Below are 24,043 nucleotides of genomic sequence, written 5' to 3'. Positions count from 1 at the left end.
CAGCCGCGTAAAACCGGCAGCAGGAGAGCCCGGTCCCCTCGTTGGGGGCCGGGCTTTCCTGGGTCTTGGCCAATGGGTATCAACCTTCACAGCCCGGGCACAGGTTCGGCCGGATTCCTGCACAGGATCTCCGGCGAGGGTTGATCCGAAGCCGGCCCTCCGCGCCGGCACCTGAGTCTTAGGAGTATCGTGAGCGTCCTTGCCCGGAGTGTAGGCAATGCCTTCAGAAACAAGGTCCGCACCGCAGCGGTTGTCGCGGTGCTGGCCGTCGCCATTGGCCTCGCCTTGGCGATGCTGGTGGCCAACCAGGCGGTGGGAGCCAAAGTCCAGGAGCTCAATGCTTCCGTTGGCACGGTCCTGACCGTCAACCCCGCAGGTGGGCAAGGTTTCGAAGGCGGTGGCGAGCCTCTGACAACGGACCAGGCAGCCACGGCTGCCGGCGTGCCCAACGTCAGTGCCGTCCTCGGAACCTCCACTCTGCGGTTGCGCAATGCGGCTGAAGAAGCAGCACAGTCGGCCGCGGGCCAGAGCGGCCAGGCAGGCCAGAGCGGCCAGGCAGGACAGGGTGGCCAGGCAGGACAGGGTGGACCCGGCGGCCAGTCCGCAACCACCCTGACCACCAGCCTCACCGCGGCCGTGGAAGCCGGCACCCTGGGCAACCGCAACCAGCAGGCCAATGGCGGCACCGGAACCTCCGGCAGCACTGGAACCACGCAGCGCGTCAGGTCGCTCCCCATCACCGCAACCGGCATCGGGGCCGAAGTGGACACCACCGGAAAGGCGCTGAACATCACGCAGGGCGCCGGGCTCGGGGACTACAGCGCTGCATCCACCGGCGCACTGCTGGGCACAACCCTTGCCGAAAAGAACAACCTCACGGTCGGTTCCACCTTCACCGTCAACAACCAGACCTACACCGTTTCCGGATTGTTCGACGCCGGCACCGCCTTTGGCAACAACGCCGTTTACGTCACCCTCCCCACCGCCCAGGCCCTCGCCGGAACACCTAATGAGCTGTCCAGCATGATCGTCACGGTCAACTCCATGGACAACGTCGCTGCCACCAAGACTGCACTCCAGTCGGCGCTCGGTACCGACAAGGCGGACGTCACCCAGGGGCAAAACCTGCAGACGGCGGTCAGCTCCCTGGACAGCGTCAAGAACATCTCCTTCATCGCCTTCATCGCCGCCCTGGGAACCGCAGGCCTGATCATCCTGCTGATCATGGTGATGCTGGTCCGCGAGCGCCGCCGCGAGATCGGAGTCCTGAAGGCAATCGGTGCACCCAACCGCACCATCGGCCTGCAGTTCGTCCTCGAGGCTCTTGTCCTGGCAGCCCTTGGCAGCGCCGTGGGCGCCGCCATCGCTTCCTTTGCCAGCGGCAGCATTGCCTCCGCCCTGATCAGCAGCAACACCACAACAACGGCAAACCCAGCAGGCCGCGGTATCCGGGGGGCAGGCGGCGCATTCCCCGGCGGGCAGGGCGGTCCGTTCGGCGGGGCCTCGCAGCTGCTGAACTCGGTGACCGCGAGCGCATCGCCGGGAGTGATTGCCGGTGGTATTGCCGCCGTGTTTGGTGTCGCCATCATTGGCGCTTTGGTTCCCGCGCTGCTTACGGCGCGTATCCGTCCCATCGAAGTCCTGCGAGGAGAATAACCATGATTGAAGTCAAGAACCTGGTCCGCACCTTCAACTCCGGTGACCGCACCATCAAGCCCGTCAACGATGTCAGTTTCAGTCTGGAGCAAGGCACCTTGGCTTCGATTGTGGGAAAGAGCGGCAGCGGCAAGAGCACGCTGCTGTCCCTTCTGGGTGCGCTGGATAAACCCACCAGCGGCGACGTCGTGGTGGACGGCGTCAGCCTGGCCGGCCTGGCGGACGGCAAACTGACGGAGTACCGCCGCCGCGACATCGGTTTCGTGTTCCAGCAGTTCAACCTCATCCCGAACCTGTCCGCCGTGGACAACGTCATGCTTCCCATGGAGTTCGCCGGCGTCCGGAAGGCCGTCCGGCTGCAGCGCGCCCAGGACCTGCTGGAACAGGTCCAGCTTGATCCCTCCAAGCACGACCGGCGCACCAACAGGCTCTCCGGCGGCGAGCAGCAGCGCGTTGCCATTGCACGGGCCCTGGCCAACGAGCCCAAGCTCATCCTGGCCGATGAGCCCACCGGCAACCTGGATGAGCAGACCGGCGACCACATCATCGAACTCCTCAGCTCGCTGAGCCGCGACCACAACACCACTATCCTGGTGGTCACCCACGACAGGGCCCTCGCCAACAAGACAGACCGCCGCTTTCGCCTCCAACAGGGAAAGCTGACGGAGGAACCGGTCCGGGGTCGGGCGGTCGCCGCCACGGCCTGACGTAGGTGGGGCCGCCGGTGGGGTCCTGCCCAGCAAATCCCCGCCGTCGGCCCCTTTCCGGCGTCCGGCCCTCGCCCGGGGTTGAAATTCCCTGACCGTCCCCGGCGCTGTGACAGGATGGCATCCATGAGTGCCCCCATCGCCACGCCGTGGCTTTTCAGCCAGCCGGACAAGGATCCACGCTCCGCCACAGGTGCTCCACTGCGCTGGGGCGTCATCTCCACCGGCAGCATCGCCCGGGCAGTCTCGCAGGAACTGGCGCTGCTCGCTGACGCCGAGCTGTACGCGGTCAGTTCCAGAACCCAGGAGTCGGCCGACGCATTTGCCGTGGCCTACGATTTTCCAAAGGCGTACGGAGATGACGACGGCGTGGCAGGCTACCAGCGGCTGCTGGCCGACGAGGCGGTCGACGTCGTCTACGTCGCCACGCCGCACGCCCAGCATCATGAGATCGTCCTTGCCGCGCTCAAGGCAGGCAAGCATGTGCTCTGCGAGAAGGCCTTCACCATCAATGCGCGCGAAGCCGCGGAACTGATCGACTACGCACGGAGCCGCAACCTCTTCCTGATGGAGGCCATGTGGAGCCGGTTCCTGCCCTCCATGCAGCGGGCATTCCAGATCGCAGCGTCCGGTGAACTGGGCGACATCCACTGGGTCACCGCAGACCTCGGATTCCCCGCGCCGTACTCCCCAACAGCCAGGCTGTGGGCCCGGAAGGACGGCGGAGGGGCCTTGCTGGACCTGGCCGTCTACCCCCTCCTCTGGGCGCTCGGGACGCTGGGGTTCCCGCAGACGGTGAGCGCCACCGGCTTCGTCAACGACGACGGCGTGGATGCGCAGAACGCCATGACGCTCGGCTACGGCCATGCCGCCCACGTCCAGCTCACCTCCTCGCTCCTGGCCCACGGGCCCCGGACCGCCACCGTGTCCGGAAGCATGGGCTTCCTGCAAAGTATCGGCTCCATCAACAACCCGCGCGAACTCATCATTGCCAAGGGCTGGGAAGAGCGCCGCACGGAAACGTTCGACGTGGTGGGCAAAGGTTATGCGTATGAGCTGCGGGAAGTGACGCGTTGTGTGCAGCAGGGCCTGACCGAAAGCCCGGTCATGCCGCTGGAGGACACCTTGAACACCATGCGCCTTTTCGACGGCGTGCGCGCCCAGCTTGGCGTGAGCTACCCCAACGACAGCCACTAGCGGAGGCTGAAGGAACGGACGACGGCGGCGGCGCGGCTTTTAAGGCGTGGTCAAGTATGTGACTGGCCGCCTTCGTCGATGACAGCAACGGCAGGTGTGCCTCCGTTTTGTAAAATCCTTTTAGGGAAGTATGGACTTCCAGTAAGAATCGGTTCTACCCTTTAGACAGCATCGATTGCGCCGGTCACTGGGGGGTGGTACGAATGGCTCGAAGAAGTTCGCCATGGAGTGCCTTGCGCCCTGTGCTCCTTGCCGGGGCAGCGGCCGTCACGTGGCTGACGCTTTCGTCCACAGCAGCCTCCGCCGATGCGGGACCTGACGCTTCGTCACTTCTGGGCAGTGTCACAAAACCGGTGTCATCACTGACGCAAACCACTGTGGATGCAATCCCACCCGCGCCAGCCGCTTCCACCACCGATGCTGCGACAGCCCCCGGACTGGCACAGCCCGTGGCAGCCCAGGTTTCCAGTCTGGCGGACGGTCTCATCGCTTCGGTTCCCGTTGTGGGCCAGGTCGTACCGGTCGAAACTGTTTCCACCGTCACTGCTCCCCTCGCCGAACTCGCCGACGACCTGACGGCCGGGGTAGTCGACGCTGTTGCAGCACCTGCGGCCGGTGCGGTGCCAGCCCTGGAACCTGTCCTCCAGCCGGTCTCGGATCTCTTGACCGGCACTGACCAGCTGCCCCTTCCACTTCCCGACGTGCCGGTCACCACCGTGCCGGTGGAACTTCCCGTCGCGGCTTCGCCAGCTTCCGCAGACACCTCTCCAGCGGCCCCGGCCCTGGACCGGGAAGCCGGGCCAACGGCCACGGAAGCGGGTCAGACTGCATTGTTTGGCGAGGCAACCGAGAACGTTGACACTGGCCTGGCAACCCGGGGCAATGTGCCTCTTGCAGCTACAGCCGGGGCACGGTCAGTTGTCGTCCAAGCCTCAGGAGCCGCTTCCGAAGAGCCTGCTGGTCCTGCCGATCCCGCACCGCTGCCTGCCCAGGCCCCTGCGGCCCCGGCCTCCGGCACAGGTGCCGGTGGATCCTCAAGCGGGTCCTCCGGTGCGGCGGCTTGGCTCAGCCCGTTCGACTTCGATTTTGAGCGCCCGGGCACCCTTGCAGCCGGGAACCCTTCTGAGCATGCTCCTGCGCCGGTATCTTTCGATCCCGGTTCTTCTCCCGATTAGTTGAAGCCCCCTGCCCTTCCCAGGGCAGCACGTGGCTCTACGGGCAGCTGACCAGCGCCCGGAAAATTCAACTTTCAGGAGAACCATCATGAACTGCACCCTTCGCAGGGGGCTGCTCAGCACCCTCTTCGCCGGCGGCCTCCTGGCCTTCGGCACCGCTGCCGCCAATGCAGCGGATACCACCAGCGGGACGGACCTTTCCGCCTCCGCCCTCATCTCGGCGGCGGCACCCGCTGACTCGACGTCGTTGGGCCTGCTGGGTGACCCAACGCCGGCCAGCTCAACGGATGTCGCCGCCGCAGTGGACGTCAACCTCGGTCTTGGCGGTGTCACCAACGGCACCGGCACCACGGATGGAACCGCGACCAACCTCGCTGTCGATGCCAACGTTGATCTCGGCCTGGGCGGTGCTACCACCACAGCCCCGACGGCTGCCGATCTTGCAGTCGCGGCCGACGTCAACCTCGGCCTCGGCACCGTCACCAACGGCACCGGCACAACGGACGGGACAACCGCAGACCTCGCCACAGCAGCAGCTGTAGACCTGGGCCTCGGCGGCACCACCACAGACCCAACGGCTGCCGACCTGGCAGTCGCGGCCGATGTCAACCTCGGCCTCGGCACCGTCACCAACGGCACGGCGGCCACGGACGGAACTACCGCAGACCTCGCCACAGCAGCAGCTGTGGACCTCGGCCTCGGCGGCACCACCACAGACCCGACCGCTGCCGACCTGGCAGTCGCCGCCGACGTCAACCTCGGCGTCGGCACCGTCACCGACGGCACCGCGACCACGGACGGGACCACCGCAGACCTCGCCGCAGCAGCAGCTGTGGATCTTGGCCTCGGCGGCACAACCACGGACCCGACGGCTGCCGACCTGGCAGTCGCGGCCGACGTCAACCTCGGCGTCGGCACCACAGACCCGACGGCTGCCGACCTGGCAGTCGCGGCCGACGTCAACCTCGGCCTCGGCACCGTCACCGACGGCACCGCGACCACGGACGGGACCACCGCAGACCTCGCCGCAGCAGCAGCTGTGGATCTTGGCCTGGGTGGCATCACCACCGGTGCAGTTGAGGCCGGAGTAAACCTGGGTGCTGACCTGGGCACGGGCACATCCGGAACCGGTGCCCTGGATGCCGGCGTGGATCTTGGCATCGACCTCGGACTCGGTGGCGACACGGGCACACCCGGCACCACCGATCCCGGCACCACCGATCCGGGCACCGGCACCCCGGGGGACGGCACCACCGGCGACACCGGAACCCTCGATCCCGGCACCAGCACGCCGGGTTCTGACAACACGGCCGGCAATGGCGGCACGGCCGGCGACGGCGGCATGACCGGCGGTAGCGGAGCAACGGGTGATGTCTCAGCAGCACCCGCGGGCTCGACAGCGGTCAGCGGAGCAATCAGCACCGTCACGGCACCCCGCAGCACGACGGCCGGCGGACGTTCCGCCCTTGCAAACACCGGTGCTGCCCACACCGGCCTCGCCAACACCGGCTGGGACGGATCGCTGGTTCCCCTGGCCCTGCTGCTCCTGGTGGCCGGGCTCCTGGTGATCCGCAAGCGCAAGGTGTCCTAGCTTCACCCCCCGACAGGAAACGCCCGCAGCGAGGCGCCTGAAGCGGCAGCACTCAGCGGGCTGACGAAAGGAGGACACCAGCCCGGAAACGAAGCAACCGTACAAAACATGTCATCAGCACACATGTCCTTGTAGCCAATGGTCCGGCGGTGAAGGTATCCGCTTTCACCGCCGGGCCGTCGGCCTGCCACCACGGAAGGACCCCGGCCAATCGCCGGTTCCACCGTACCGCCCGTATAATTTGAGGTACGACAGTGCCGCAGAGCACCGGGAGGAACGGTCATGGTGGCGGAATCGCCTAGCTCCATCAAGAATGAAGTTGTCGGCGGTCGCTACCGTTTAGGTGAAGTAATTGGGCGGGGCGGAATGTCATCCGTCTACTGCGCCCGCGATGAAAACCTTGGCCGCGACGTTGCGTTGAAGCTGTTCGCCCCGCAGGCTCCGGACGCTGACGAACTCAAGCGGCAGGAAGCAGAAATCCAGCTCCTTGCCACCCTGAACCATCCCGGCCTGGTGACCCTTTTCGACGCCGGTATTGATGACCGGATCCCGGATGAACCACGGCCGTTCCTGACCATGGAGCTGGTGGACGGCCAGGACCTGCGCAGCCGCATCAGGCACAGCCGGGTGCCGTTGGAAGAGCTGTCCGTCATCGGTGCCGGCATCGCAGACGCACTGGCCTACGTCCATGGCCTGGGCATCATCCACCGCGACATCAAGCCGGGGAACATCCTCCTGGTCCAAATTCGCCCGGGTGAGCCGCTGCGGCCCAAACTTACAGATTTTGGCATCGCCAGGATTGTCGATTCCACGCGGCTCACGGCCACGGGCACCATGGTGGGTACGGCCGCCTATCTCAGTCCGGAACAGGCCCTGGGAAAGCCCCTCTCGTCAGCCACGGACATCTACTCACTGGGACTGGTGCTGCTGGAGTGCATCAAGGGCACTGTGGAGTATCCCGGCAGCGCCGTGGAGTCGGCCGTCGCCAGGCTGCACCGCGCCCCGGAAATTCCCGACGACGTTCCCTCCGAATGGGCGGACCTCATCCGTTCCATGACAGCCATCGAACCGCTGGAACGGCCGACGGCCGCGGACATCGAGACGGCCCTCCGCCAGGCCCTGGTTTCCCCGGCCTCAACGCCGGGCGAGCTGGCGCCGGAAACCACCCGGGTGCTGCCCGCCATGCCCTTCCACCCGCCCACCATCACCGCCGAGGAATCAGTGGACGAAGTGCGGGAGGCAGCGGCAAGCCCGGAAGCCGGCGCTGATTCTCCCGCCTCACCTGCCCCGGCATCTGAAGCGGCGCCGGAAACCATTGTCCCGGCCGGCACCTCGGCCGCCGGCAGCGCCCGGAAACCCCGCATTTCATTGAGCCGGCGGATCTGGCTGGCGCTGGTGCTCGGAATCCTGGTGGTTGCCGCGGCCGCCGCTGCGGTGATGATGAGCATCTCGGCCCGGCCGGCCGACGTCGTCCCCTACCCTACGGTGACCGGCGTCCTGGGTGACCACCTGCAGGAGCTCCAAAAGAGCGTGGAGCCGTGACGCTTCCCGTAGTCGGGACACGCCGCCGGGTCCTGGCCGGCTGCTTCGCGCTTGCGGCAGCGGCGGCCATGCTCAGCGGCTGCGCAACGAACAGCAATGGGCTTCAGCGGGAGGTCGCAACGCAACTGCAGGCGCGGGTCCTGGAAATTACCCAGGCCTCGTCACAGAATGATCCCGCGTCGGCACTTAGGGCCCTCGATGGCCTCGAAGCGGATCTTTCCGCGGCCCAGGCGAAGGGCAAGGTGTCGGAGGAACGGCGTCGCAGCATCACCACGGTGGCCACCGCCGTCCGCGCAGACCTCAAGGACGCCATCGAGGCGCAGCAGGCGGCAGCCACGAAAGCCGCCGAAGACGCCCGGATCGCCGCGGGACAGGCAGCCAGCCAAAGCCCCTCCCCCGCCCCGGAGCCAACATCCGCGCAACCTGCACCCGCGCCGGATCCCGGAAACGCATCCGGGAACGGCGCGGACGCCGGCAAGGGCAATAACGGGGACAAGGGCAAGGGCAAAAACTAGGCTGGAGGCCAAACAAAAAGAAGCGGTGCTCCGGCAACTCCGGAACACCGCTCCTTATGATTAAGGCCTTGAGCCCACCGGGCTGTTAGCCCAGGCTGCCGATCACCTTGTTCAAGGTGGCGGACGGACGCATGACGGCGGAAGCCTTGGCGTCGTCCGGACGGTAGTAGCCCCCAATGTCCACAGGTGAGCCCTGGACCTCGGCCAGCTCGCCTACGATGGTTTCCTCCTTGACGGAAAGCTCGTTCGCGACCGAACTGAATGCGGCGGCCAGGTCGGCGTCGTCCGTCTGCTTTGCCAGCTCCTCTGCCCAGTAGCGGGCCAGGTAGTAGTGGCTGCCACGGTTGTCCAGCTCGCCGGCGCGGCGGCTCGGGGACTTGTTCTCCAGCAGGAAGGTGCCGGTGGCGCGGTCCAGGGTGTCGGCCAGGACCTGGGCGCGGGCGTTGCCGGTGGTGGTGGCAAGGTGCTCGAAGCTTACGGCCAGGGCCAGGAACTCGCCCAGGCTGTCCCACCGGAGGTGGTTTTCCTTGAGGAGCTGCTGGACGTGCTTGGGGGCCGAGCCACCGGCGCCGGTCTCGAACAGCCCGCCGCCGTTCATCAGCGGGACCACCGAGAGCATCTTGGCACTGGTGCCGAGTTCCAGGATGGGGAACAGGTCCGTCAGGTAGTCGCGGAGCACGTTGCCCGTGACGGAGATGGTGTCCTCACCCTTGCGGATGCGTTCGAGGGTGAAGGCGGTGGCCTTGACCGGGGACATGATCTGGATGTCCAGGCCCTCGGTGTCGTGGTCCTTCAAGTACTCGTTGACCTTGGCAATGAGGTTGGCGTCGTGGGCGCGCTCCTCATCCAGCCAGAACACGGCAGGGGTCTGGGAGGCGCGGGCGCGGGTGACGGCCAGCTTGACCCAGTCGCGGATGGGTGCGTCCTTGGTCTGGCAGGCGCGCCAGATGTCGCCCGCGGAGACCTCGTGTTCGACCAGGACGTTGCCGGAGCCGTCCACGATCTGCACCTTGCCGGCTTCCTGGATCTCAAAGGTCTTGTCGTGGCTGCCGTATTCCTCTGCGGCCTGGGCCATCAGGCCAACGTTGGGGACGGTGCCCATGGTGGTGGGGTCGTAGGCGCCATTGGCGCGGCAGTCATCGATGACCACCTGGTAGATGCCGGCGTAGGAGCTGTCGGGCAGTACTGCCAGAGTGTCGGCTTCCTTGCCGTCCGGGCCCCACATGTGGCCGGAGCTGCGGATCATGGCGGGCATGGAGGCGTCGACGATGACGTCGCTGGGGACGTTCAGGGTGGTGATTCCCTTGTCCGAGTCGACCATGGCCAGGGCGGGGCCGTCTTCCAGCCCCTTCTTGATCAGGTTCTGCACGCCTTCGCGGACGTCTTCGGGAAGGTCCTCGAGGCTGCTGAGGATGGCGGCCAGGCCGTTGTTGGGGCTGATGCCGGCGGCGGAGAGCTGCTTGCCGTAGGTGTCGAAAAGCTCAGTGAAGTAGGCCTTGACCACGTGGCCGAAGATGATGGGGTCCGAGACCTTCATCATGGTGGCCTTCAGGTGCGCGGAGAAGAGCACTCCCTCTTCCTTGGCGCGTGCCACCTGGGCCTTGAGGAATTCGTCCAGGGCGGCGGCGCGCATCACGGTGCCGTCGATGACCTCGCCGGCAAGAACCGGGAACGCCTTCTTCAGGACCTTCACGGAGCCGTCTTCGCGGACCAGCTGGATGGCGATGGTGCCTTCGGATTCGATGACCACGGACTTCTCGTTGGAGCGGAAGTCATCCCGGTCCATGGTGGCCACGTTGGTCTTGGACTCGGGGGTCCAGGCGCCCATGGAGTGCGGGTTCTGGCGGGCGTAGTTCTTGACCGACAGGGGTGCGCGGCGGTCCGAGTTGCCCTCACGCAGGACCGGGTTCACGGCGGAGCCCTTGATCTTGTCGTAGCGCGAGCGGATGGCAGTTTCCTCATCCGAGGAGGGGTTGTCCGGGTAGTCCGGCAGTGCGTAGCCCTGGCCCTGGAGTTCTGCAATGGCAGCTTTCAGCTGCGGGATGGAGGCGCTGATGTTGGGCAGCTTGATGATGTTGGCTTCCGGCGTCTTCGCCAGCTCACCGAGTTCAGCAAGGGCGTCACCGATCTGCTGTTCGGGGGTCAGGTAGTCACCGAAGACGGCAATGATGCGGCCGGCGAGCGAAATGTCGCGGGTCTCCACCTCCACACCTGCAGTCGAAGCAAACGCCTCGATGATGGGCAGGAACGAATAGGTAGCCAGCATCGGCGCTTCGTCGGTGTGGGTGTAGATAATCTTGGACATGCGCGGGCGTCTCCCTGTGGGTCGGCTTGGTTGTGAAAATTCGGTCTATTTCACCATGTACAACTTACCCGAGGACGCCGCCTTGAACCGTACCGGAGCCCCAGCATTACCCCTCAGTGGGGAGGATTACAGCGATGGAGAACGGCCGACGGCGGCACACACCGGGGTGCCTAGCCGTGGCAGCCACTCCCCTTTACAGCTGGGATCAGCACCCCTGCAAGGCCCTACATGATACGTCACTACTGTTTACAAAGCTGTCATATGGCGGTAAATTCGCTAGGTCACCTCCCAATCCGGGCCCACCCCGTTCAGACAGGACAACAATGACACGCACCCGGTCCCTGGCCTCCGGCCTCCTGACCTTCTCGGCAGCGGCTGTACTGGCATTCGCCTCGGCCGGCGGGGCATCCGCGGCCCCCGCATCGTCCGGCGACAAGACTGACCCCTCGGTGGCCAGCGTCAGTGTTGATGCTGCCGGCGCCGCGGATTACTGGACTCCGGAACGGATGCAAAGCGCGGTTCCCGGTGACGTCCTGGCCGGCAAGGCGCTGGAACGCGGCAACCGCTCCAACGCAGCCCTGGTAGAAAAGGGCAAGTCGTCCACCACCAAGGCAACCAAGGGCAAGCCCACCATCGCCAAGAGCGAAACCCCGGTCAAGCACATTGGCAAGGTGTTCTTCACCCTGGGCGGAACGAACTATGTATGCTCCGGCAACGCCGTCTCCTCTGTAAACGGCAGCACAGTCTCCACCGCCGGCCACTGCGTCAACGAGGGCCCCGGCGCCTACGCCACGAACTTCGTCTTCGTGCCCGCCTATGACAACGGCTCCGCGCCCTACGGCAAGTGGACCGCCCGTTCCCTGTACGCCCCCAGCCAGTGGGTGTCGAACGGTGACATGGCCTACGACACCGGCTTCGCCGTCGTCGCTCCCCTGAACGGCCAGAACCTGACGGCGGTCGTCGGCGGCTCGGGAGTGGCCTTCAACCAGGGCTACGGCCTCACCTACAAGTCCTTCGGCTACCCGGCAGCGGCGCCGTTCGATGGAAAATCCCTGTGGAGCTGCACGGGCACCGCAACCAAAGATTCCACCAACCCGCAGTTCGGCACCCAGGGCATTCCCTGTGACATGACCGGTGGTTCCTCGGGCGGCCCGTGGTTCATCGGCACCAGCTCCGAGGGCGTGCAGAACTCCATCAACAGCTACGGCTACAACGGCTCCGCAGTCATGTACGGCCCCTACTGGGGCTCCGTCATCGAGGCCACCTACACCAGTGCAGCAGTCTCCTAAGAAGCCGAACTCCGGCCAGGATCCTGTCAGCCACGCCGACCTGGACCAGACGCCCGAGGAGATCCTCGAATACTGGACCAAGGAACGGATGGAGGAAGCCCGGCCCCGGGAGCTCAAACTGCATCCACCGGAGCCCCCTCCGGTGGATAAGGACCACGACCAGGACGACGACCAGGACTAAGCCGACACAACGACGACGGCGCCCGTCCCCTTCGCGGGGACGGGCGCCGTCGTCGTTGTGTCACCATCGATTGCTCTGTAAGCGCCGTATTGATGCGTGAAAAGGGCGTTTACGGAGCAACCGATGAGTGGTCAGTGGAAGAAGTGCCGGGCTCCAGTGAAGTACATCGTGATGCCGGCAGCGTTCGCTGCCGCGATGACTTCCTCGTCCCGGACCGATCCCCCCGGCTGGACGACGGCGCGGACGCCGGCGTCAATCAGGATCTGCAGGCCGTCGGCGAACGGGAAGAACGCGTCGGAAGCGGCCACGGCACCACGGGCGCGTTCCGGTGCGCCGTCACCGGCGGCGTTGGAGGCACCGCCGGCACCTTCGACGTCGGACTCCACCGTCACGCCGAGGGTGTTGGCCCGCTCCACGGCCAGCCGGCAGGAATCAAGCCGGTTGACCTGGCCCATGCCGATCCCCACTGCGGCGCCGTCCTGGGCCAGCAGGATGGCGTTGGACTTGGCTGCCCGGCACGCGGTCCAGGCGAACGCAAGGTCCGCGAGGGTCTTCTCATCTGCGGCTTCGCCGGCGGCGAGGGTCCAGTTGGCGGGGTTGTCGCCGTCGGCGTCCACTTTGTCGGTGGCCTGGACCAGCATGCCGCCGGAAACCTGGCGGAACTCGGTGGGATAGCGGCCGTAGCCCTCGGGCAGGGCGAGCAGTCGGATGTTCTTCTTCTTGGCGAGGATCTCCACAGCCTCCGGCTCGAACCCCGGGGCGATGACAACCTCGGTGAAGATGTCCTTGACGGTGTTGGCCATCCCGGCGGTCACGGTGCCGTTGGCGGCGATGACACCGCCAAATGCGGAAACGGGGTCGCAGGCGTGCGCCTTGGCGTGGGCATCGGCGATGGGATCGGCAGCGTCAGCGGATCCGACGGCGACACCGCAGGGGTTGGCGTGCTTGATGACGGCGACGGCGGGCTCGCTGAAATCGAAGGCGGCGCGCAGGGCGGCGTCGGCGTCCACGAAGTTGTTGTAGCTCATGGCCTTGCCGTGCAGCTGGTCCGCCTGGGCGATGCCGGCCGGGGCAGCCTTGTCCACGTAGAGCGCCCCCTGCTGGTGCGGGTTCTCGCCGTAGCGCAGGACCTCTGAGCGTTCCAGGGACAGCCCGGCGTAGGCAGGCCAGTCGATGATGCCGTCGCCGTCCTCGTCCAGGAACTGGCTGGCGGTCCAGGTGGCCACCGCGTTGTCGTAGGACGCCGTGTGGGCAAAGGCCTTGGCGGCGAGCCGGCGGCGGGTCTTCAGGTCGAAGCCGCCGGCTGCTGCGGCCTCCACCACCTGGCTGTAGAAGGACGGGTCCACCACAATGGCGACGGCGGCGTGGTTCTTGGCCGCCGACCGGACCATCGCGGGGCCGCCGATATCGATCTGCTCCACGACGTCGTCCTGGGCGGCACCCGACTTGACGGTCTCCACGAACGGGTAGAGGTTCACCACCACCAGGTCGAAGGCCTCGATGTCCATGCTGGCGAGGGTTTCCATGTGGGCCGGGACGCGGCGGTCGGCGAGGATTCCGCCGTGGACGCGCGGATGCAGCGTCTTCACGCGGCCGTCCAGCATCTCGGGGGAACCGGTGACCTCTTCAACCTCCTGTACGGGGATGCCCGCGGCGGCGATCTTCTTCGCCGTTGAACCGGTGGAGACGAGTTTCACGCCCGCTGCATGCAGGCCCGTCGCGAGCTCCTCCAGACCGGTTTTGTCGTAAACCGAGATCAGGGCCCGGCGGATGGGTACACGGTCAATGGATACGCGCTCATGCTGCGTGAAGCTCACAAATGTCTCCGTCTTATCTCGCGGCACGGGCCGCGGTTGGTGGGGATAGGGCCAGTTTATCGCGAAGGCCACGGTTGCCCGCCGTGCGCTCCGGAGTATGAACGCCCTGGGGCGGGCTAAAGTTTTGGACAGGAGGCGGCGATGAATACTTACACCACTGTGCCCAGCGGCGAACAGGTGGTCCAGGAACTGCCCTGGCGATGGAAAGTCCAGGGCAGGATCTTCGTGATCGGGGGTCTGGGGTTCATGTTTGATGCCTGGGATGTGACCCTCAACGGCATCCTCATCCCCTTGCTGTCCAAGCACTGGCCCCTCTCTGCCGGCGAGGCTGCCTGGGTGGGAACGGCCAACCTGATCGGCATGGCCCTTGGCGCCTTCGTCTGGGGAACCATTGCTGACACCGTGGGGCGCAGGAAGGCGTTCACAGCCACCCTCCTGCTGTTCTCGGTCTTCACCGTGCTGGGTGCCTTTGCCCCCGACTTCATCTGGTTCTGCGTCTTCCGGTTCCTGGCCGGCTTTGGCCTGGGCGGCTGTATCCCGGTGGACTACGCACTGGTGGGCGAGTTCACCCCCCGGAAGCAGCGCGGGAAGGTGCTGACCGCCATGGACGGCTGGTGGCCGGTGGGTGCGGCGTTGGCCGGGTTCGTGTCCGCGGGGCTGGTGGCCCTCTACGGTGACTGGCGACTGACCATGCTGGTGATGGTCCTGCCCGCCCTGCTGGTGTTCTGGGTCCGGCGCAGCGTGCCGGAATCACCACTGTTCCTCATCCGGAAAGGCCGCCGGGAGGAAGCGGCCCGGATCATTGACGGGCTGGTGGAGGCCACGGGTGCGGAACCCCGGGCGTACAGCCTCCCCGACGCCAGGGCGGTTCCACGGCTCTCCGCCGGCAGCGCCTGGACGCAGCTGCGCTCCGTGTGGCAGTTCAACTGGAAGATCACCGCTGCGGCATGGTCCCTGTTCTTCAGCATCCTGCTGGTGTACTACCTGTCCCTGACCTGGATGCCCAGGATCCTCATTGGCGCCGGCTTCGCCGAGTACAAGGCGTTCGTCACCACTGCCTCGATGGCCGCCGTCGGGTTCCTGGGCGTGGTGGTGGCTGCCCTCCTGGTGGAACGGGTGGGCCGCAAATGGATCCTTGCCGTGACCGGCCCACTGTCTGCGCTGACCCTGGTGATCGTGGCCATCGTGGTGGACATCCCCACGGCCGCAGTGTTCTGGCTGCTGGTGTTCGGGTTCGTGGTGCAGGTGGCGATTCCGGTGCTGTACGCCTATGTATCCGAGCTCTACCCCACCGAACTCCGCGGCACCGGCTTCGGCTGGGCGTCGACGTTCTCGCGGCTGGGGGCAGGGTTTGGGCCGCTGGTCTTCGCCAACTACTTCTGGCCCGAGCTGGGGCTGGCCACGTCCTTTGCCCTGGCCGGCGCCCTGGTGCTGGCGTCCGTCCTGTGGATGGGATTCTTCTCCCCCGAAACCCGCCAGCGCCGGTTGCAGTAGACGGCCCCCTAACTGGCTCGCAGTTGTTGTCGTTTTGAGCCCTCAAAATGACAACAACTGCGAGCTACTTGACCGGCCGCCGTCTCAGTCGGGTGACCAGCCCCTGCTGAGAAGCGCGGACCTCACTTTCGAGACTGCTGCCCTTGCCGCACTGCCCATGTGCCGCTTGGAGATCCTGACCAGGAGCCAGCCCGCCCGATGGAAGTCCTCTTCACGGGCGATGTCACGGACAACCTGTTCGGGAGTAGAGTGCACGTCCCCGTCGTACTCCACGGCAACCCGTTGGTCCGGATAACCCAGGTCTGGCTGACGAACGACACCGCTGCCCAAGTCTGTGGGCACATTTAGCTGCGGTTCGGGAAGGCCTGCGAATTCCAGCGCCAGCCTCAAGCGCGTTTCGGGCGCCGAGTCGGCCCCCACCCGCGAATGCTCCAGTGCCAAGCGGGCTTTCCGTATGCCGGGCGTGCCCTTGTGTCGGTCCAGTATTTCAGCCAACTCCTCCAGGGTGCAGTGCGCCTCGCCTCTGGTTTCGAAGGCTGGCCTGGGTACGCGCAGGAGGTGGTCCGCAACCACTGTCAGTTCCTCGACGCTCATCTTGCGGGCATCGTCCAGCCAGGTCCGCGGCCTACTGGTCACCAGAACCCCATCTACGCACACGACCTCGTCATCGAAGAACTGTCCCACGTGGCCCGCCACGCCCCTTCGGCGGGGAATAGCCATCGTGTCCGGGCGGGAGAGGTGGATCTGCGCGTCCTTCTGACCGGGCAGAAAGCCGGGGAACTCCCAGAAGGCGAAAGCTGTGGCATGCGACGCAGCTGAAAACGCCGTGATTGTCGTGAACGGCCTCAGAGCACCACGTTGCGCTGTGTCTACGAGTCCCAAGGAGGAATCGTAGAGGGGAACCCTGATGCCACGGCTGGGTGCTTTCAGCGCTACGTGCCGCAGGCGCCTCAGGGTCACCCCGGCGTCGACTGCTTCTTTGCACGCTGAATGGCAACTGGGCTAAGGCGGCCGGAAGTGGTCGGGGAGTCTTCACGCGACCATGGTCGCAAACACTCCTGCGGCCTGCCGGGGTTATCCACAGCCCGGCAAGCTCCGGACCAAGTAGCTAGCAGTTGTTGTCGTTTTGAAGGCTGAAAACGACAACAACTGCGAGCTAGTTGGGTGAGAAGGCGGGATCTGCGGCGAGGGCTGCAAGCGTGGAGACCAGGAGGCGGCGCTCCACCACCTTGATGCGTTCGTGCAGGGTCTCCTCGGTGTCGGACTCCTCAATCGCCACGGCTTCCTGGGCGATGATGGGGCCGGTGTCCACGCCGGCGTCGGCCCAGTGCACGGTGCAGCCGGTGACCTTCACGCCATAAGCCATCGCATCACGCACGCCATGGGCGCCGGGGAACGCGGGGAGCAGGGCCGGGTGGGTGTTGAGGTAGCGGCCCTTGAAGGCATCGATGAATGCCGGGCTCACGATCCGCATGAACCCCGAGGACACCACCACGTCAGGCGTGTACGCTGCCACCGCCTCGGTCAGGGCGGCATTCCAGTCCGCCCGCTCAGGGTATGCCTTGAAGTCCACCACGAAGGTGGGGATTCCGGCCGCAGCCGAGCGTTCCACGCCGTAGGTTCCTTCGCGGTCCGCGCCCACCGCTGCGATGTCCACGTCGAGCTCCCCTGCCTTAACGGCGTCGATGACTGCCTGGAGATTGGACCCGGTGCCGGAAACGAGGACGACAATACGCATTGGTCCAGCTTAGGTGCAGCCTCGCGTACGCTGGAAAACATGAACAGCGAACCGGGCCGCGGCGGACCGCAACGGGTTAAACCCCTGCTCACCGACGCAGCCAAGGCCTCGCTCGCCAAGACCCACACCCTGTTCCGCATGTTCGTGGTCACGGTGGTCGGTTCCTTCTTCGTGTACCAACTGGACGTCGGTTATCTGTGGCTGGCCACGGTGCTGACGGCGGCCAGCCTGGTCCTCGGCGTCGTCCTGCTGGTCCGGGCTGTGCGCCTGAAGGAATCCAGGCTTATTCTTTTCGGCACCATTTCGGGACTGGTGGTCGCAGCTGTCATGGTGCTGCTGATCGTCACCACCATGGTCCTGTTCGACCAGGTGCGCGACTACCAGGCGTGCCTGGGCAGGGCTCTGACGGACCGGGCCACGCATGAGTGCATGGTGCAGTTCCAGCAGGTCCTGCCCACCAGTGTGCGCTAGCTAGGGCACCTCCGGCCCCAATGGGCTCTGGCCCTTGCTGTCCTAGTGGACCAGTTCCGCTTCCTGCTCCGCCGCGACGGGTTTCTCGCGTTCCAGCCAGGGACCGGCTGCGTAGCCGATAACGACGCCGGCAGCCACCTCGGCTGCCACCCACACTGCCGTCCATAGCGGGTCGGGCCCGATGGCGGTCAGCCGCCCGAGCCCGGCCGATCCACGGGCGAGCCAGGCCAGGCACATGGTCAGCAGGCCCGCTGCCGCGCCGACGAGCAGGCCGAGCACCACGGTGGAAGCAGTCGCCGTAAACCAGCGGGCGTGGACCTTGATGGCAAGCCATTCGTCGAAGTGGTTTTCCCCCTCGCGGAGAAACCACCACCCGGCGATGGCCCCTGCCAGCAGCGGGACGACCATTGCCACGAAGGCGTAGTCCAGCGGTCCCGACGGGATGGCGGCCAGAACGGGGACGGACGGAAGCGGGCCGACAGCCGTGCCCAACGGGCCCGCCTGGGAGCCCACCCCCATGGCAAAGCCGGCCCCGGACGTCCAGGCGAGGGCGAAAACCACCAGGTTGGGCAGGAAGCCAAGCTGCGCGATGGTGAGGGCGGCACCTCCCACCGGGCCGGCGTCGAGCGCTTCATAAACGGAAACCACCAGGTTCCAGTGGATGAACAGGTCGGCTGCGAGCAGGACCGCTGCCAGGGTAAGGGCGGAAACCACTGCCACGTAACCGGCCTTCGCCGCAGACGCGAAATATGATCCGGCCCAGCGGGAATGCTGGCTGGTCCGGGAAATCCAGTCCACGGCATCGACGCCGATGAGCCGGCTCCAGGAGCCTGCTTCCCTTCGGGCCCCCACCACCATGCCGAGCCCGTACGGCACGAGGGGAACCAACATGGCGTACCAAAGATTGATTCCGACGTCGGCGGTGCGGCAGACGAACCCGGTGGCCATGCCGAACGCGGCGTAGACGCCCCAGGAGCCAAGCAGGGCCTGCCAGAGCTGGTCAGTGTAGGACGCACGGGCGAGGCGGCGGCCGGCACGCCAGGCAAGAAGGAACGGGATGAGGGTCAGGCCAAGGGGAATCAAGCTCAGGACGTCGGACCCGCCGTGGTTGGCGGGGCCGGATCCGGCGCCCGCGAGCTCCAGCGGAACGCCGTGGACCAGAAGCCAGGACTGCCCCGCCAGCCGGGCCAGGACCTCGAACTGGCCGTTCTGGAAACCGGCGGTGGCCCAGACCGCAACAATGGGTGCCACCACCACCAGCGCGGAGATGATGGCCGCCTGCGCCGTTTCGAGGGCACCCTGCAGCCACAACGGCATGGGAAGGCCACGGTCTCCGGTCTGATCAGCGCGCAGTTTCATCGTGTTCCATGGTGTCACGCCGGGTGCTGACTGCCCGCGAACGACAGGCTCAGGGCGGGTATTGGGCAACAACCAAATGACCTGCCCGGCGGCGCTTTTTCCCGGACACGGACGTAAAATTGTGGGAAACCAGCACCCCGCGTCCGCCCAGGACGTACTGCGCTTTCCGCTGGGCCACCGGATGTGGCGGGCCAGCGGCGAACGGGCCCGGATTCCGTAAGCCGGGAAAACAGGAGCCGCGAATGAGAGATGAACCGTAAGTTCTGAAGATATTCGTCCTACTGGCTGGTGCAGTCGCTGCCCTCAGCGCGGCTGCACCAGCATTTTTTGTCCTTTAAACCACGGCGGCGCCGGAAGCCCCCAAGTAGGCTCCCGGCGCCGTTCACCGTGTCAGGGCCGCTGTGTCAACCAGCCTGCCCGCGGGGCGGGGAACGAATCCCCTGCCCCTGTCACCGGCGGGTGTCGCCGTCGGTTTCGATGTTCTCCTTGCGGACTTCCTCATTGACCGTGACGTCGTCGCGGACAACGTCCTTATCCAGCCGGACCCGCTCCACCGGGACGGCTTCCTTCTCCACCACCGGGCGCTCCTCATGGAGGACCACCTCGTGCTCTTCTTCGCTGATGGCGGGGCCGTCGAAGGCATCTCCGCGGTTGGCGTCGGTGATGGGTTCGCGCTCGATGCGGACTTCTTCGCGCTCCACGGGAATGGTCTTGGTGACGTTCTCCGTGGTGACGTACTTGCGCAGCCGGGCGCGGCCGGTGGCCTGGCGCTCAGTGCCGACGTGCAGTTGCTCCTCGGACCGCGTCATGGCGTCGTCCGTGGTGGGGCCGGAGGTGTCGTGGCCCACTGTGCCGCGCGCGGTATCGCGGTCGTAGGTGTCGCGGTCGTAGGTATCGCGGTCTGCACCAAGGCCGGCCGTGGGGGTTCCGGCATTCAGGTCGGCGTCGCCCTGGAGGTCAACGTCGCGCTGGGCATCGCTGTAGGTCCGTGCGCCGCGGTCGTAGTAGGTGTAGAGCCTGTCCTCTTCCTCGGGGGTGAGGTGCCCGTCGGCGTCCACACGGGGAGCGTCCTTGACGTGCTCCTTGGTGAAGGGAACCACCAGGTCGTCGCCCTGGTTGTGCGCGCCCTCAACAGGCACGAAAGACTCGGAGGTGCCAAAGAGACCGGTCTTGACGGTTACCCATGTGGGTTCGCCCGTGTCGTCGTCTGCGTACAGCTGGCCCATCGAACCGATCTTCGTGCCGTCGGATCCAACAACGTTGCCGCCGCGGTTGAGCAGGTTTTCAAGATTTTCCCTGTTGAGCATGACTCTCCTTGGATGTGTCGTTGCGCTGGGTCGGCTAGCTATGGATGCCCCGGCACCGGGGTGGGTCCCGGCATCCGGCCTCCGCCCCGTCTGCTTGAGGCTCTGCGCTAGCTGCACCCCTACCGTAAGCATGCTTAGCATCGAATGCCAAGCCTACTTAGTAATTTTTTTGAGGAACCCGGCCAGTTGTTCACCCGGCCTTCTCCTCCGGGTAACGCTTCCTCCCCCGCCATTTCAAGGAAGTCGCCCACGGTAGAGGGGTGAGGATCGCTATCGTTGCCGAATCATTCCTGCCGCTGATGAACGGCGTCACCCACTCCATCCTTCGGGTCCTGGAGCATCTGCAGGAGCGCGGTGACGAGGTGTTGGTCATCGCCCCTTCCGCCCATGACGGGGAGGCTGCGGTCCAGGTGAACGGGGCGGAGGTTCACAGGCTCCCCTCGGTTCCGCTGGCCGGCTATGCGAACGTGCGGGTGGCACTGGGAGGGGTGTACCGGGTCAAGCGAATCCTTGCCGAGTACGCGCCCGACGTGGTGCATCTTGCCTCGCCGTTCGTGCTGGGCTGGCGTGCCGCCCAGGCCGCTGCCCAGCTGGGCATTCCCATTGTGGCGGTTTACCAGACAGAGGTTCCCAGCTATGCCGCACGGTATGGCGTGCCGTTCCTGGAAAACTGGGCGTGGAGCCGGGTGGAGAACATCCACCTGCTGGCCGCGCGCACCCTGGCGCCCTCCACGTTCGCGCTGAACCAGTTGCGCGGGCGGGGCATCCCGCGGGTGCGGATGTGGCGCCGGGGGGTGGACACCGCGCGGTTCTCGCCCGCAAAGCACGACGACGGCTGGCGGACAAAGGTTGCCCCCGACGGGCAGCGGATCATCGGCTACGTTGGCAGGCTCGCCGTGGAAAAACAGGTGGAAGACCTCGCCGCGCTCACCGGCATCCCCAACACCAAGCTGGTGATCGTGGGAGATGGACCGCAGCGGACAGTCCTCGAGGGTGCACTCCCCGAGGCCGTGTTCACAGGTTTTCTCGGCGGTGAAGCCCTGGCCCGAGCCGTGGCGTCCTTCGACCTGTTCGTCCACCCGGGCGAATTCGAAACCTTCTGCCAGACCATCCAGGAGGCCATGGCATCGGGCGTTCCGGTGGTGGCCACAGGCAGGGGCGGGCCCTTGGACCTGGTGGAAAATTCGCGGACGGGGTGGCTCTACGAGCCCGGCGACCTGTCCGCGATGCGCGCCCGGGTGCAGGACCTGATGGGCGATGACGCCAAGCGGCGGGCATTTGCGGCAGCTGCCCATGCCTCGGTCCAGGACAGAACCTGGCCGTCTCTCTGCAGCGAACTGGTGCAGCACTACGAGGACGCCATCGCGGCCGTGCCCGTTCCGGCCGGCTCAACCACCACCAAGGGGGCACGACTGTGAAAATTTCCGTCATCGGCTGCGGCTACCTGGGCGCGGTCCACGCCGCAACCCTCGCATCCATGGGACACACCGTGGTGGGGATCGACGTCGACCCCGGCAAGGTGGAGCACCTGGCACAGGGCATGGCCCCATTCCACGAACCCGGGTTGGACGAACTACTCCAGGATGGGCGGGGCACCGGCAGGCTGCGGTTCTCCACGGACCCTGCGGACGCCAGGGGCTCGCAGGTGCACTTCCTGTGCGTGGGGACGCCGCAGGACAAGGCGTCCGACGCCGCCGACCTCACCTTCCTGGTCTCCGCCACAAGGGCCCTGCTGCCGCACTTGGCCGCGGGCGCCGTCGTCGTCGGTAAATCCACGGTGCCCGTCGGCACCGTCGGGATGCTGGGCGGCGTCCTGGCGGCACGGCCGGATGTTCTGCTGGGCTGGAACCCGGAGTTCCTGCGGCAGGGCACCGCCGTCAAGGACTCACTGGTCCCGGACCGGCTGGTCTACGGCGTGGATGGCGGCCGGGCCGCCGCCTTCAACCCGGCAACCGGCGCACCGCTTGGCGTAACGGCAGCCCTGGATGCGGTGTATGAACCGCTGCTGGCGGCCGGGATCCCCCGGCTGGTGTGCAACTTCGCCACGGCGGAGCTCATCAAGTCGGCCGCCAACGCGTACCTGGCCACCAAGGTCAGCTTCATCAACGCCGTCGCAGGGCTGTGCGATGCTGCGGGCGCGGATGTGACGGAACTGGGCGAAGCGATGGGCCTGGATCCAAGGATCGGCAGCCGCTACCTGCATGCGGGGCTGGGTTTCGGCGGCGGCTGCCTGCCAAAGGACATCCGCAGCTTCCGCGCCCAGGCGGCCGCGCTGGGGGTACCTGCGGTGGAGGAGTGGATGCGCGTGGTCGATTCGGTCAACCTCGGCCAGCGTGACCGGACGGTGGGCCTCGCGGCCGAGCTGTGCGGCGGGGTCCTGGCGGGCCGCTCCGTCACGGTCCTCGGTGCCTCATTCAAACCTGACACCGACGACATCCGCGACTCCCCCGCGCTGGATGTGGCAGACCGGCTGGCCGCTGCCGGCGCCCACGTCACCGTCACCGACCCCAAGGCGGTCAACCAGGCATGGCGGCGCTACCCGCGCCTTCGCTTCGAGGCGTCCACGCCGCGGGCGCTCAAGGACGCCGAACTGGTGCTGCTCCTCACCGAGTGGGACGAATACCGGCAGCTTAATCCCGGCATCGCAGGGGCACTCGTACGACGCCGGGTGGTCCTGGACGCACGGAACGTACTGGACGCGGCGTCATGGCAGGAAGAAGGCTGGCTGGTGCGCGGCCTGGGCACCCCTGCCGGGGATTTGGCCGGCGCTGCCGCGCGCTGACGCCAGTAAAGGTGACCTAGTCCAGAAGCCCCAGTTCGGCGAACGCCAAGGCCACGCCATTGCCGGCGGGGGCGGCGGTGACCCTGTCCGCCACCGCGAGAACGGCGGGATGGCCGCCCTCGACGGCGATGCCCACGGCCGCGTACTCAAGCATCTCGATATCGTTGGCGCTGTCGCCAATGGCCACAATGTCAGCCCGGTCCAGCCCCAGGTGGGCCTCCACCACCTGGATGCCCACCGCTTTGTGGATGCCCGCCATGAAGATCTCCCCGGCGCGCTCACCAAGCGCCGACAAGGAGCTCGGGATCAGCCCCACCTCCGGGCCGAATTCTTCCAACAGGCGGCCCAGCGGCACCGGTGAATCGAAGCAGGAGATTTTGGCGTAGGACGTTCCGCGCAGGTCATCGCTGTACTGCATCGGCCCGAGGATGTCTTCCAGCGGGTCCACGTCGGTGCTGAGGACCCCGTCATGCTGCGGGCGGCCGGCGAAGATGGGACCCAGGACCTCTCGCAGCCGGCGGTCCACCCCGGTGCGGCCGTGCAGCGCTTCCGGAGCTTCCAGGATGTAGGCAGCGCCATGGGCATCGAGGGTCTCGACGATGCGTGCGGCAAGGACCGGCGCGAAACGGGCATCCTTGAGGACCTCGCCGTTGACTTCCACCCGTGCGCCGGCCCCGGTGATGGTGCCGTCAAATCCGGTCTCCAGGATATGGCCCGGAACCATGGACAGCGGCCGGCCGGTGCATACGAACACGCGGTGGCCCAGCTTCCGGGCGGTGCGCACGGCTTCAACGTGCGCCTCCGGAGCCAACCCATGATCGGCATAGGTGCCGTCGATGTCGAGGAAGATGGCACGCGGCCTGGCAGTCTGGCGGGGCATGGCTGCGCTCCTTGATCTGTTGCGGGATTAGCCATCC

The 24,043-nt window shown here is 66.4% G+C and carries 20 protein-coding genes; 13 read left to right on the top strand and 7 right to left on the bottom strand.

What is annotated here, in order from left to right:
* Positions 1–189: 189 nt before the first annotated feature.
* The 7 genes from ACTJK0_RS04360 (at position 190) to ACTJK0_RS04330 (ending at position 8,383) form a co-directional block, all read left to right on the top strand.
* Entirely contained in the window at positions 190–1,656 is a 1,467-nt protein-coding gene (locus tag ACTJK0_RS04360; protein WP_440744387.1) for an ABC transporter permease, read from the top strand.
* A gap of 2 nt (positions 1,657–1,658) precedes the next feature.
* A complete protein-coding gene (locus ACTJK0_RS04355; protein ID WP_440744386.1) occupies positions 1,659–2,363 on the top strand; it encodes an ABC transporter ATP-binding protein in 705 nt (234 codons plus the stop codon).
* Positions 2,364–2,489: 126 nt separating this feature from the next.
* A complete protein-coding gene (locus ACTJK0_RS04350; protein ID WP_440744385.1) occupies positions 2,490–3,560 on the top strand; it encodes a Gfo/Idh/MocA family protein in 1,071 nt (356 codons plus the stop codon).
* 377 nt (positions 3,561–3,937) lie between these two features.
* Positions 3,938–4,735, top strand: a complete 798-nt coding sequence (locus ACTJK0_RS04345) for a hypothetical protein (RefSeq protein ID WP_440744384.1) — start codon at positions 3,938–3,940, stop codon at positions 4,733–4,735.
* Positions 4,736–4,823: 88 nt separating this feature from the next.
* Positions 4,824–6,326 carry a hypothetical protein gene (locus ACTJK0_RS04340; protein ID WP_440744383.1) on the top strand — a complete coding sequence of 501 codons (1,503 nt, stop codon included), beginning with the start codon at positions 4,824–4,826 and terminating at the stop codon, positions 6,324–6,326.
* Between the two features lie 282 nt (positions 6,327–6,608).
* Positions 6,609–7,868: a serine/threonine-protein kinase gene (locus tag ACTJK0_RS04335; RefSeq protein WP_440744382.1), complete on the top strand. Its 1,260-nt coding sequence runs from the start codon at positions 6,609–6,611 to the stop codon at positions 7,866–7,868.
* Positions 7,865–8,383 carry a hypothetical protein gene (locus tag ACTJK0_RS04330; protein WP_440744381.1) on the top strand — a complete coding sequence of 173 codons (519 nt, stop codon included), beginning with the start codon at positions 7,865–7,867 and terminating at the stop codon, positions 8,381–8,383. The genes ACTJK0_RS04335 and ACTJK0_RS04330 overlap by 4 nt, the downstream gene beginning before the upstream one ends.
* Before the next feature lie 85 nt (positions 8,384–8,468).
* Here ACTJK0_RS04330 and ACTJK0_RS04325 read toward each other — a convergent pair whose 3' ends face one another.
* Positions 8,469–10,688: an NADP-dependent isocitrate dehydrogenase gene (locus tag ACTJK0_RS04325; RefSeq protein WP_440744380.1), complete on the bottom strand. Its 2,220-nt coding sequence runs from the start codon at positions 10,686–10,688 to the stop codon at positions 8,469–8,471.
* Between the two features lie 323 nt (positions 10,689–11,011).
* Here ACTJK0_RS04325 and ACTJK0_RS04320 point away from each other — a divergent pair, with 323 nt between their 5' ends.
* Positions 11,012–11,977 (top strand): hypothetical protein, encoded by a 966-nt coding sequence (locus ACTJK0_RS04320; RefSeq protein WP_110542739.1) that lies wholly within the window; start codon positions 11,012–11,014, stop codon positions 11,975–11,977.
* A complete protein-coding gene (locus ACTJK0_RS04315) occupies positions 11,961–12,158 on the top strand; it encodes a hypothetical protein (RefSeq protein WP_440744379.1) in 198 nt (65 codons plus the stop codon). The genes ACTJK0_RS04320 and ACTJK0_RS04315 overlap by 17 nt, the downstream gene beginning before the upstream one ends.
* 131 nt (positions 12,159–12,289) lie before the next feature.
* Here ACTJK0_RS04315 and purH read toward each other — a convergent pair whose 3' ends face one another.
* Positions 12,290–13,975: a bifunctional phosphoribosylaminoimidazolecarboxamide formyltransferase/IMP cyclohydrolase gene (gene purH / locus ACTJK0_RS04310; protein WP_440744378.1), complete on the bottom strand. Its 1,686-nt coding sequence runs from the start codon at positions 13,973–13,975 to the stop codon at positions 12,290–12,292.
* 141 nt (positions 13,976–14,116) lie between these two features.
* Here purH and ACTJK0_RS04305 point away from each other — a divergent pair, with 141 nt between their 5' ends.
* Positions 14,117–15,469, top strand: a complete 1,353-nt coding sequence (locus ACTJK0_RS04305) for an MFS transporter (protein ID WP_440744377.1) — start codon at positions 14,117–14,119, stop codon at positions 15,467–15,469.
* An 84-nt stretch (positions 15,470–15,553) separates the two neighbouring features.
* On the opposite strand, the gene ACTJK0_RS04300 is transcribed toward ACTJK0_RS04305, so the two are convergent.
* On the bottom strand, positions 15,554–16,105 hold the full coding sequence (locus ACTJK0_RS04300; protein ID WP_440744376.1) for an endonuclease domain-containing protein: 552 nt from the start codon (positions 16,103–16,105) through the stop codon (positions 15,554–15,556).
* A gap of 520 nt (positions 16,106–16,625) precedes the next feature.
* Positions 16,626–17,207, bottom strand: coding sequence for a phosphoribosylglycinamide formyltransferase (gene purN, locus ACTJK0_RS04295; RefSeq protein ID WP_110542734.1), 582 nt, complete (start codon positions 17,205–17,207; stop codon positions 16,626–16,628).
* A 39-nt stretch (positions 17,208–17,246) separates the two neighbouring features.
* Between purN and ACTJK0_RS04290 the strand changes: the two genes are divergently transcribed.
* Positions 17,247–17,678: a hypothetical protein gene (locus ACTJK0_RS04290; protein ID WP_110542733.1), complete on the top strand. Its 432-nt coding sequence runs from the start codon at positions 17,247–17,249 to the stop codon at positions 17,676–17,678.
* Positions 17,679–17,720: 42 nt separating this feature from the next.
* On the opposite strand, the gene ACTJK0_RS04285 is transcribed toward ACTJK0_RS04290, so the two are convergent.
* Together ACTJK0_RS04285 and ACTJK0_RS04280 are read right to left on the bottom strand one after the other, a co-directional pair.
* Positions 17,721–19,037 carry a cell division protein PerM gene (locus ACTJK0_RS04285; protein WP_110542732.1) on the bottom strand — a complete coding sequence of 439 codons (1,317 nt, stop codon included), beginning with the start codon at positions 19,035–19,037 and terminating at the stop codon, positions 17,721–17,723.
* Positions 19,038–19,486: 449 nt separating this feature from the next.
* Positions 19,487–20,344, bottom strand: coding sequence for a DUF2382 domain-containing protein (locus ACTJK0_RS04280; RefSeq protein WP_440744375.1), 858 nt, complete (start codon positions 20,342–20,344; stop codon positions 19,487–19,489).
* Between the two features lie 260 nt (positions 20,345–20,604).
* Here ACTJK0_RS04280 and ACTJK0_RS04275 point away from each other — a divergent pair, with 260 nt between their 5' ends.
* Both ACTJK0_RS04275 and ACTJK0_RS04270 read left to right on the top strand, forming a co-directional pair.
* On the top strand, positions 20,605–21,762 hold the full coding sequence (locus ACTJK0_RS04275) for a glycosyltransferase family 4 protein (protein ID WP_440744374.1): 1,158 nt from the start codon (positions 20,605–20,607) through the stop codon (positions 21,760–21,762).
* The gene (locus ACTJK0_RS04270; protein WP_440744373.1) at positions 21,759–23,126 is read left to right on the top strand and encodes a UDP-glucose dehydrogenase family protein; all 1,368 of its coding nucleotides are present in this window, start codon (positions 21,759–21,761) and stop codon (positions 23,124–23,126) included. The genes ACTJK0_RS04275 and ACTJK0_RS04270 overlap by 4 nt, the downstream gene beginning before the upstream one ends.
* 16 nt (positions 23,127–23,142) lie before the next feature.
* Here the strand turns inward: ACTJK0_RS04270 and ACTJK0_RS04265 are convergent, their stop codons facing one another.
* Entirely contained in the window at positions 23,143–24,006 is an 864-nt protein-coding gene (locus tag ACTJK0_RS04265) for an HAD hydrolase family protein (protein WP_440744372.1), read from the bottom strand.
* Positions 24,007–24,043 lie beyond the last annotated feature (37 nt).

It is taken from the genome of Paenarthrobacter sp. 22069 (assembly GCF_052046035.1).
Taxonomy (GTDB): Bacteria; Actinomycetota; Actinomycetes; order Actinomycetales; family Micrococcaceae; genus Arthrobacter.
Note: the sequence above shows the minus strand (reverse complement) of the source record. Positions and strands in the feature narration are given on the sequence as shown.

Coding starts and splice junctions, on each gene's coding strand:
- ACTJK0_RS04265 (WP_440744372.1), bottom strand. CDS start 24,006: ATGCCCCGCCAGACTGCCAGGCCGCGTGCCATCTTCCTCGACATCGAC.
- ACTJK0_RS04340 (WP_440744383.1), top strand. CDS start 4,824: ATGAACTGCACCCTTCGCAGGGGGCTGCTCAGCACCCTCTTCGCCGGC.
- ACTJK0_RS04285 (WP_110542732.1), bottom strand. CDS start 19,037: ATGAAACTGCGCGCTGATCAGACCGGAGACCGTGGCCTTCCCATGCCG.
- ACTJK0_RS04335 (WP_440744382.1), top strand. CDS start 6,609: ATGGTGGCGGAATCGCCTAGCTCCATCAAGAATGAAGTTGTCGGCGGT.
- ACTJK0_RS04350 (WP_440744385.1), top strand. CDS start 2,490: ATGAGTGCCCCCATCGCCACGCCGTGGCTTTTCAGCCAGCCGGACAAG.
- ACTJK0_RS04305 (WP_440744377.1), top strand. CDS start 14,117: ATGAATACTTACACCACTGTGCCCAGCGGCGAACAGGTGGTCCAGGAA.
- ACTJK0_RS04355 (WP_440744386.1), top strand. CDS start 1,659: ATGATTGAAGTCAAGAACCTGGTCCGCACCTTCAACTCCGGTGACCGC.
- ACTJK0_RS04325 (WP_440744380.1), bottom strand. CDS start 10,688: ATGTCCAAGATTATCTACACCCACACCGACGAAGCGCCGATGCTGGCT.
- purN (WP_110542734.1), bottom strand. CDS start 17,207: ATGCGTATTGTCGTCCTCGTTTCCGGCACCGGGTCCAATCTCCAGGCA.
- ACTJK0_RS04320 (WP_110542739.1), top strand. CDS start 11,012: ATGACACGCACCCGGTCCCTGGCCTCCGGCCTCCTGACCTTCTCGGCA.
- ACTJK0_RS04280 (WP_440744375.1), bottom strand. CDS start 20,344: ATGCTCAACAGGGAAAATCTTGAAAACCTGCTCAACCGCGGCGGCAAC.
- ACTJK0_RS04290 (WP_110542733.1), top strand. CDS start 17,247: ATGAACAGCGAACCGGGCCGCGGCGGACCGCAACGGGTTAAACCCCTG.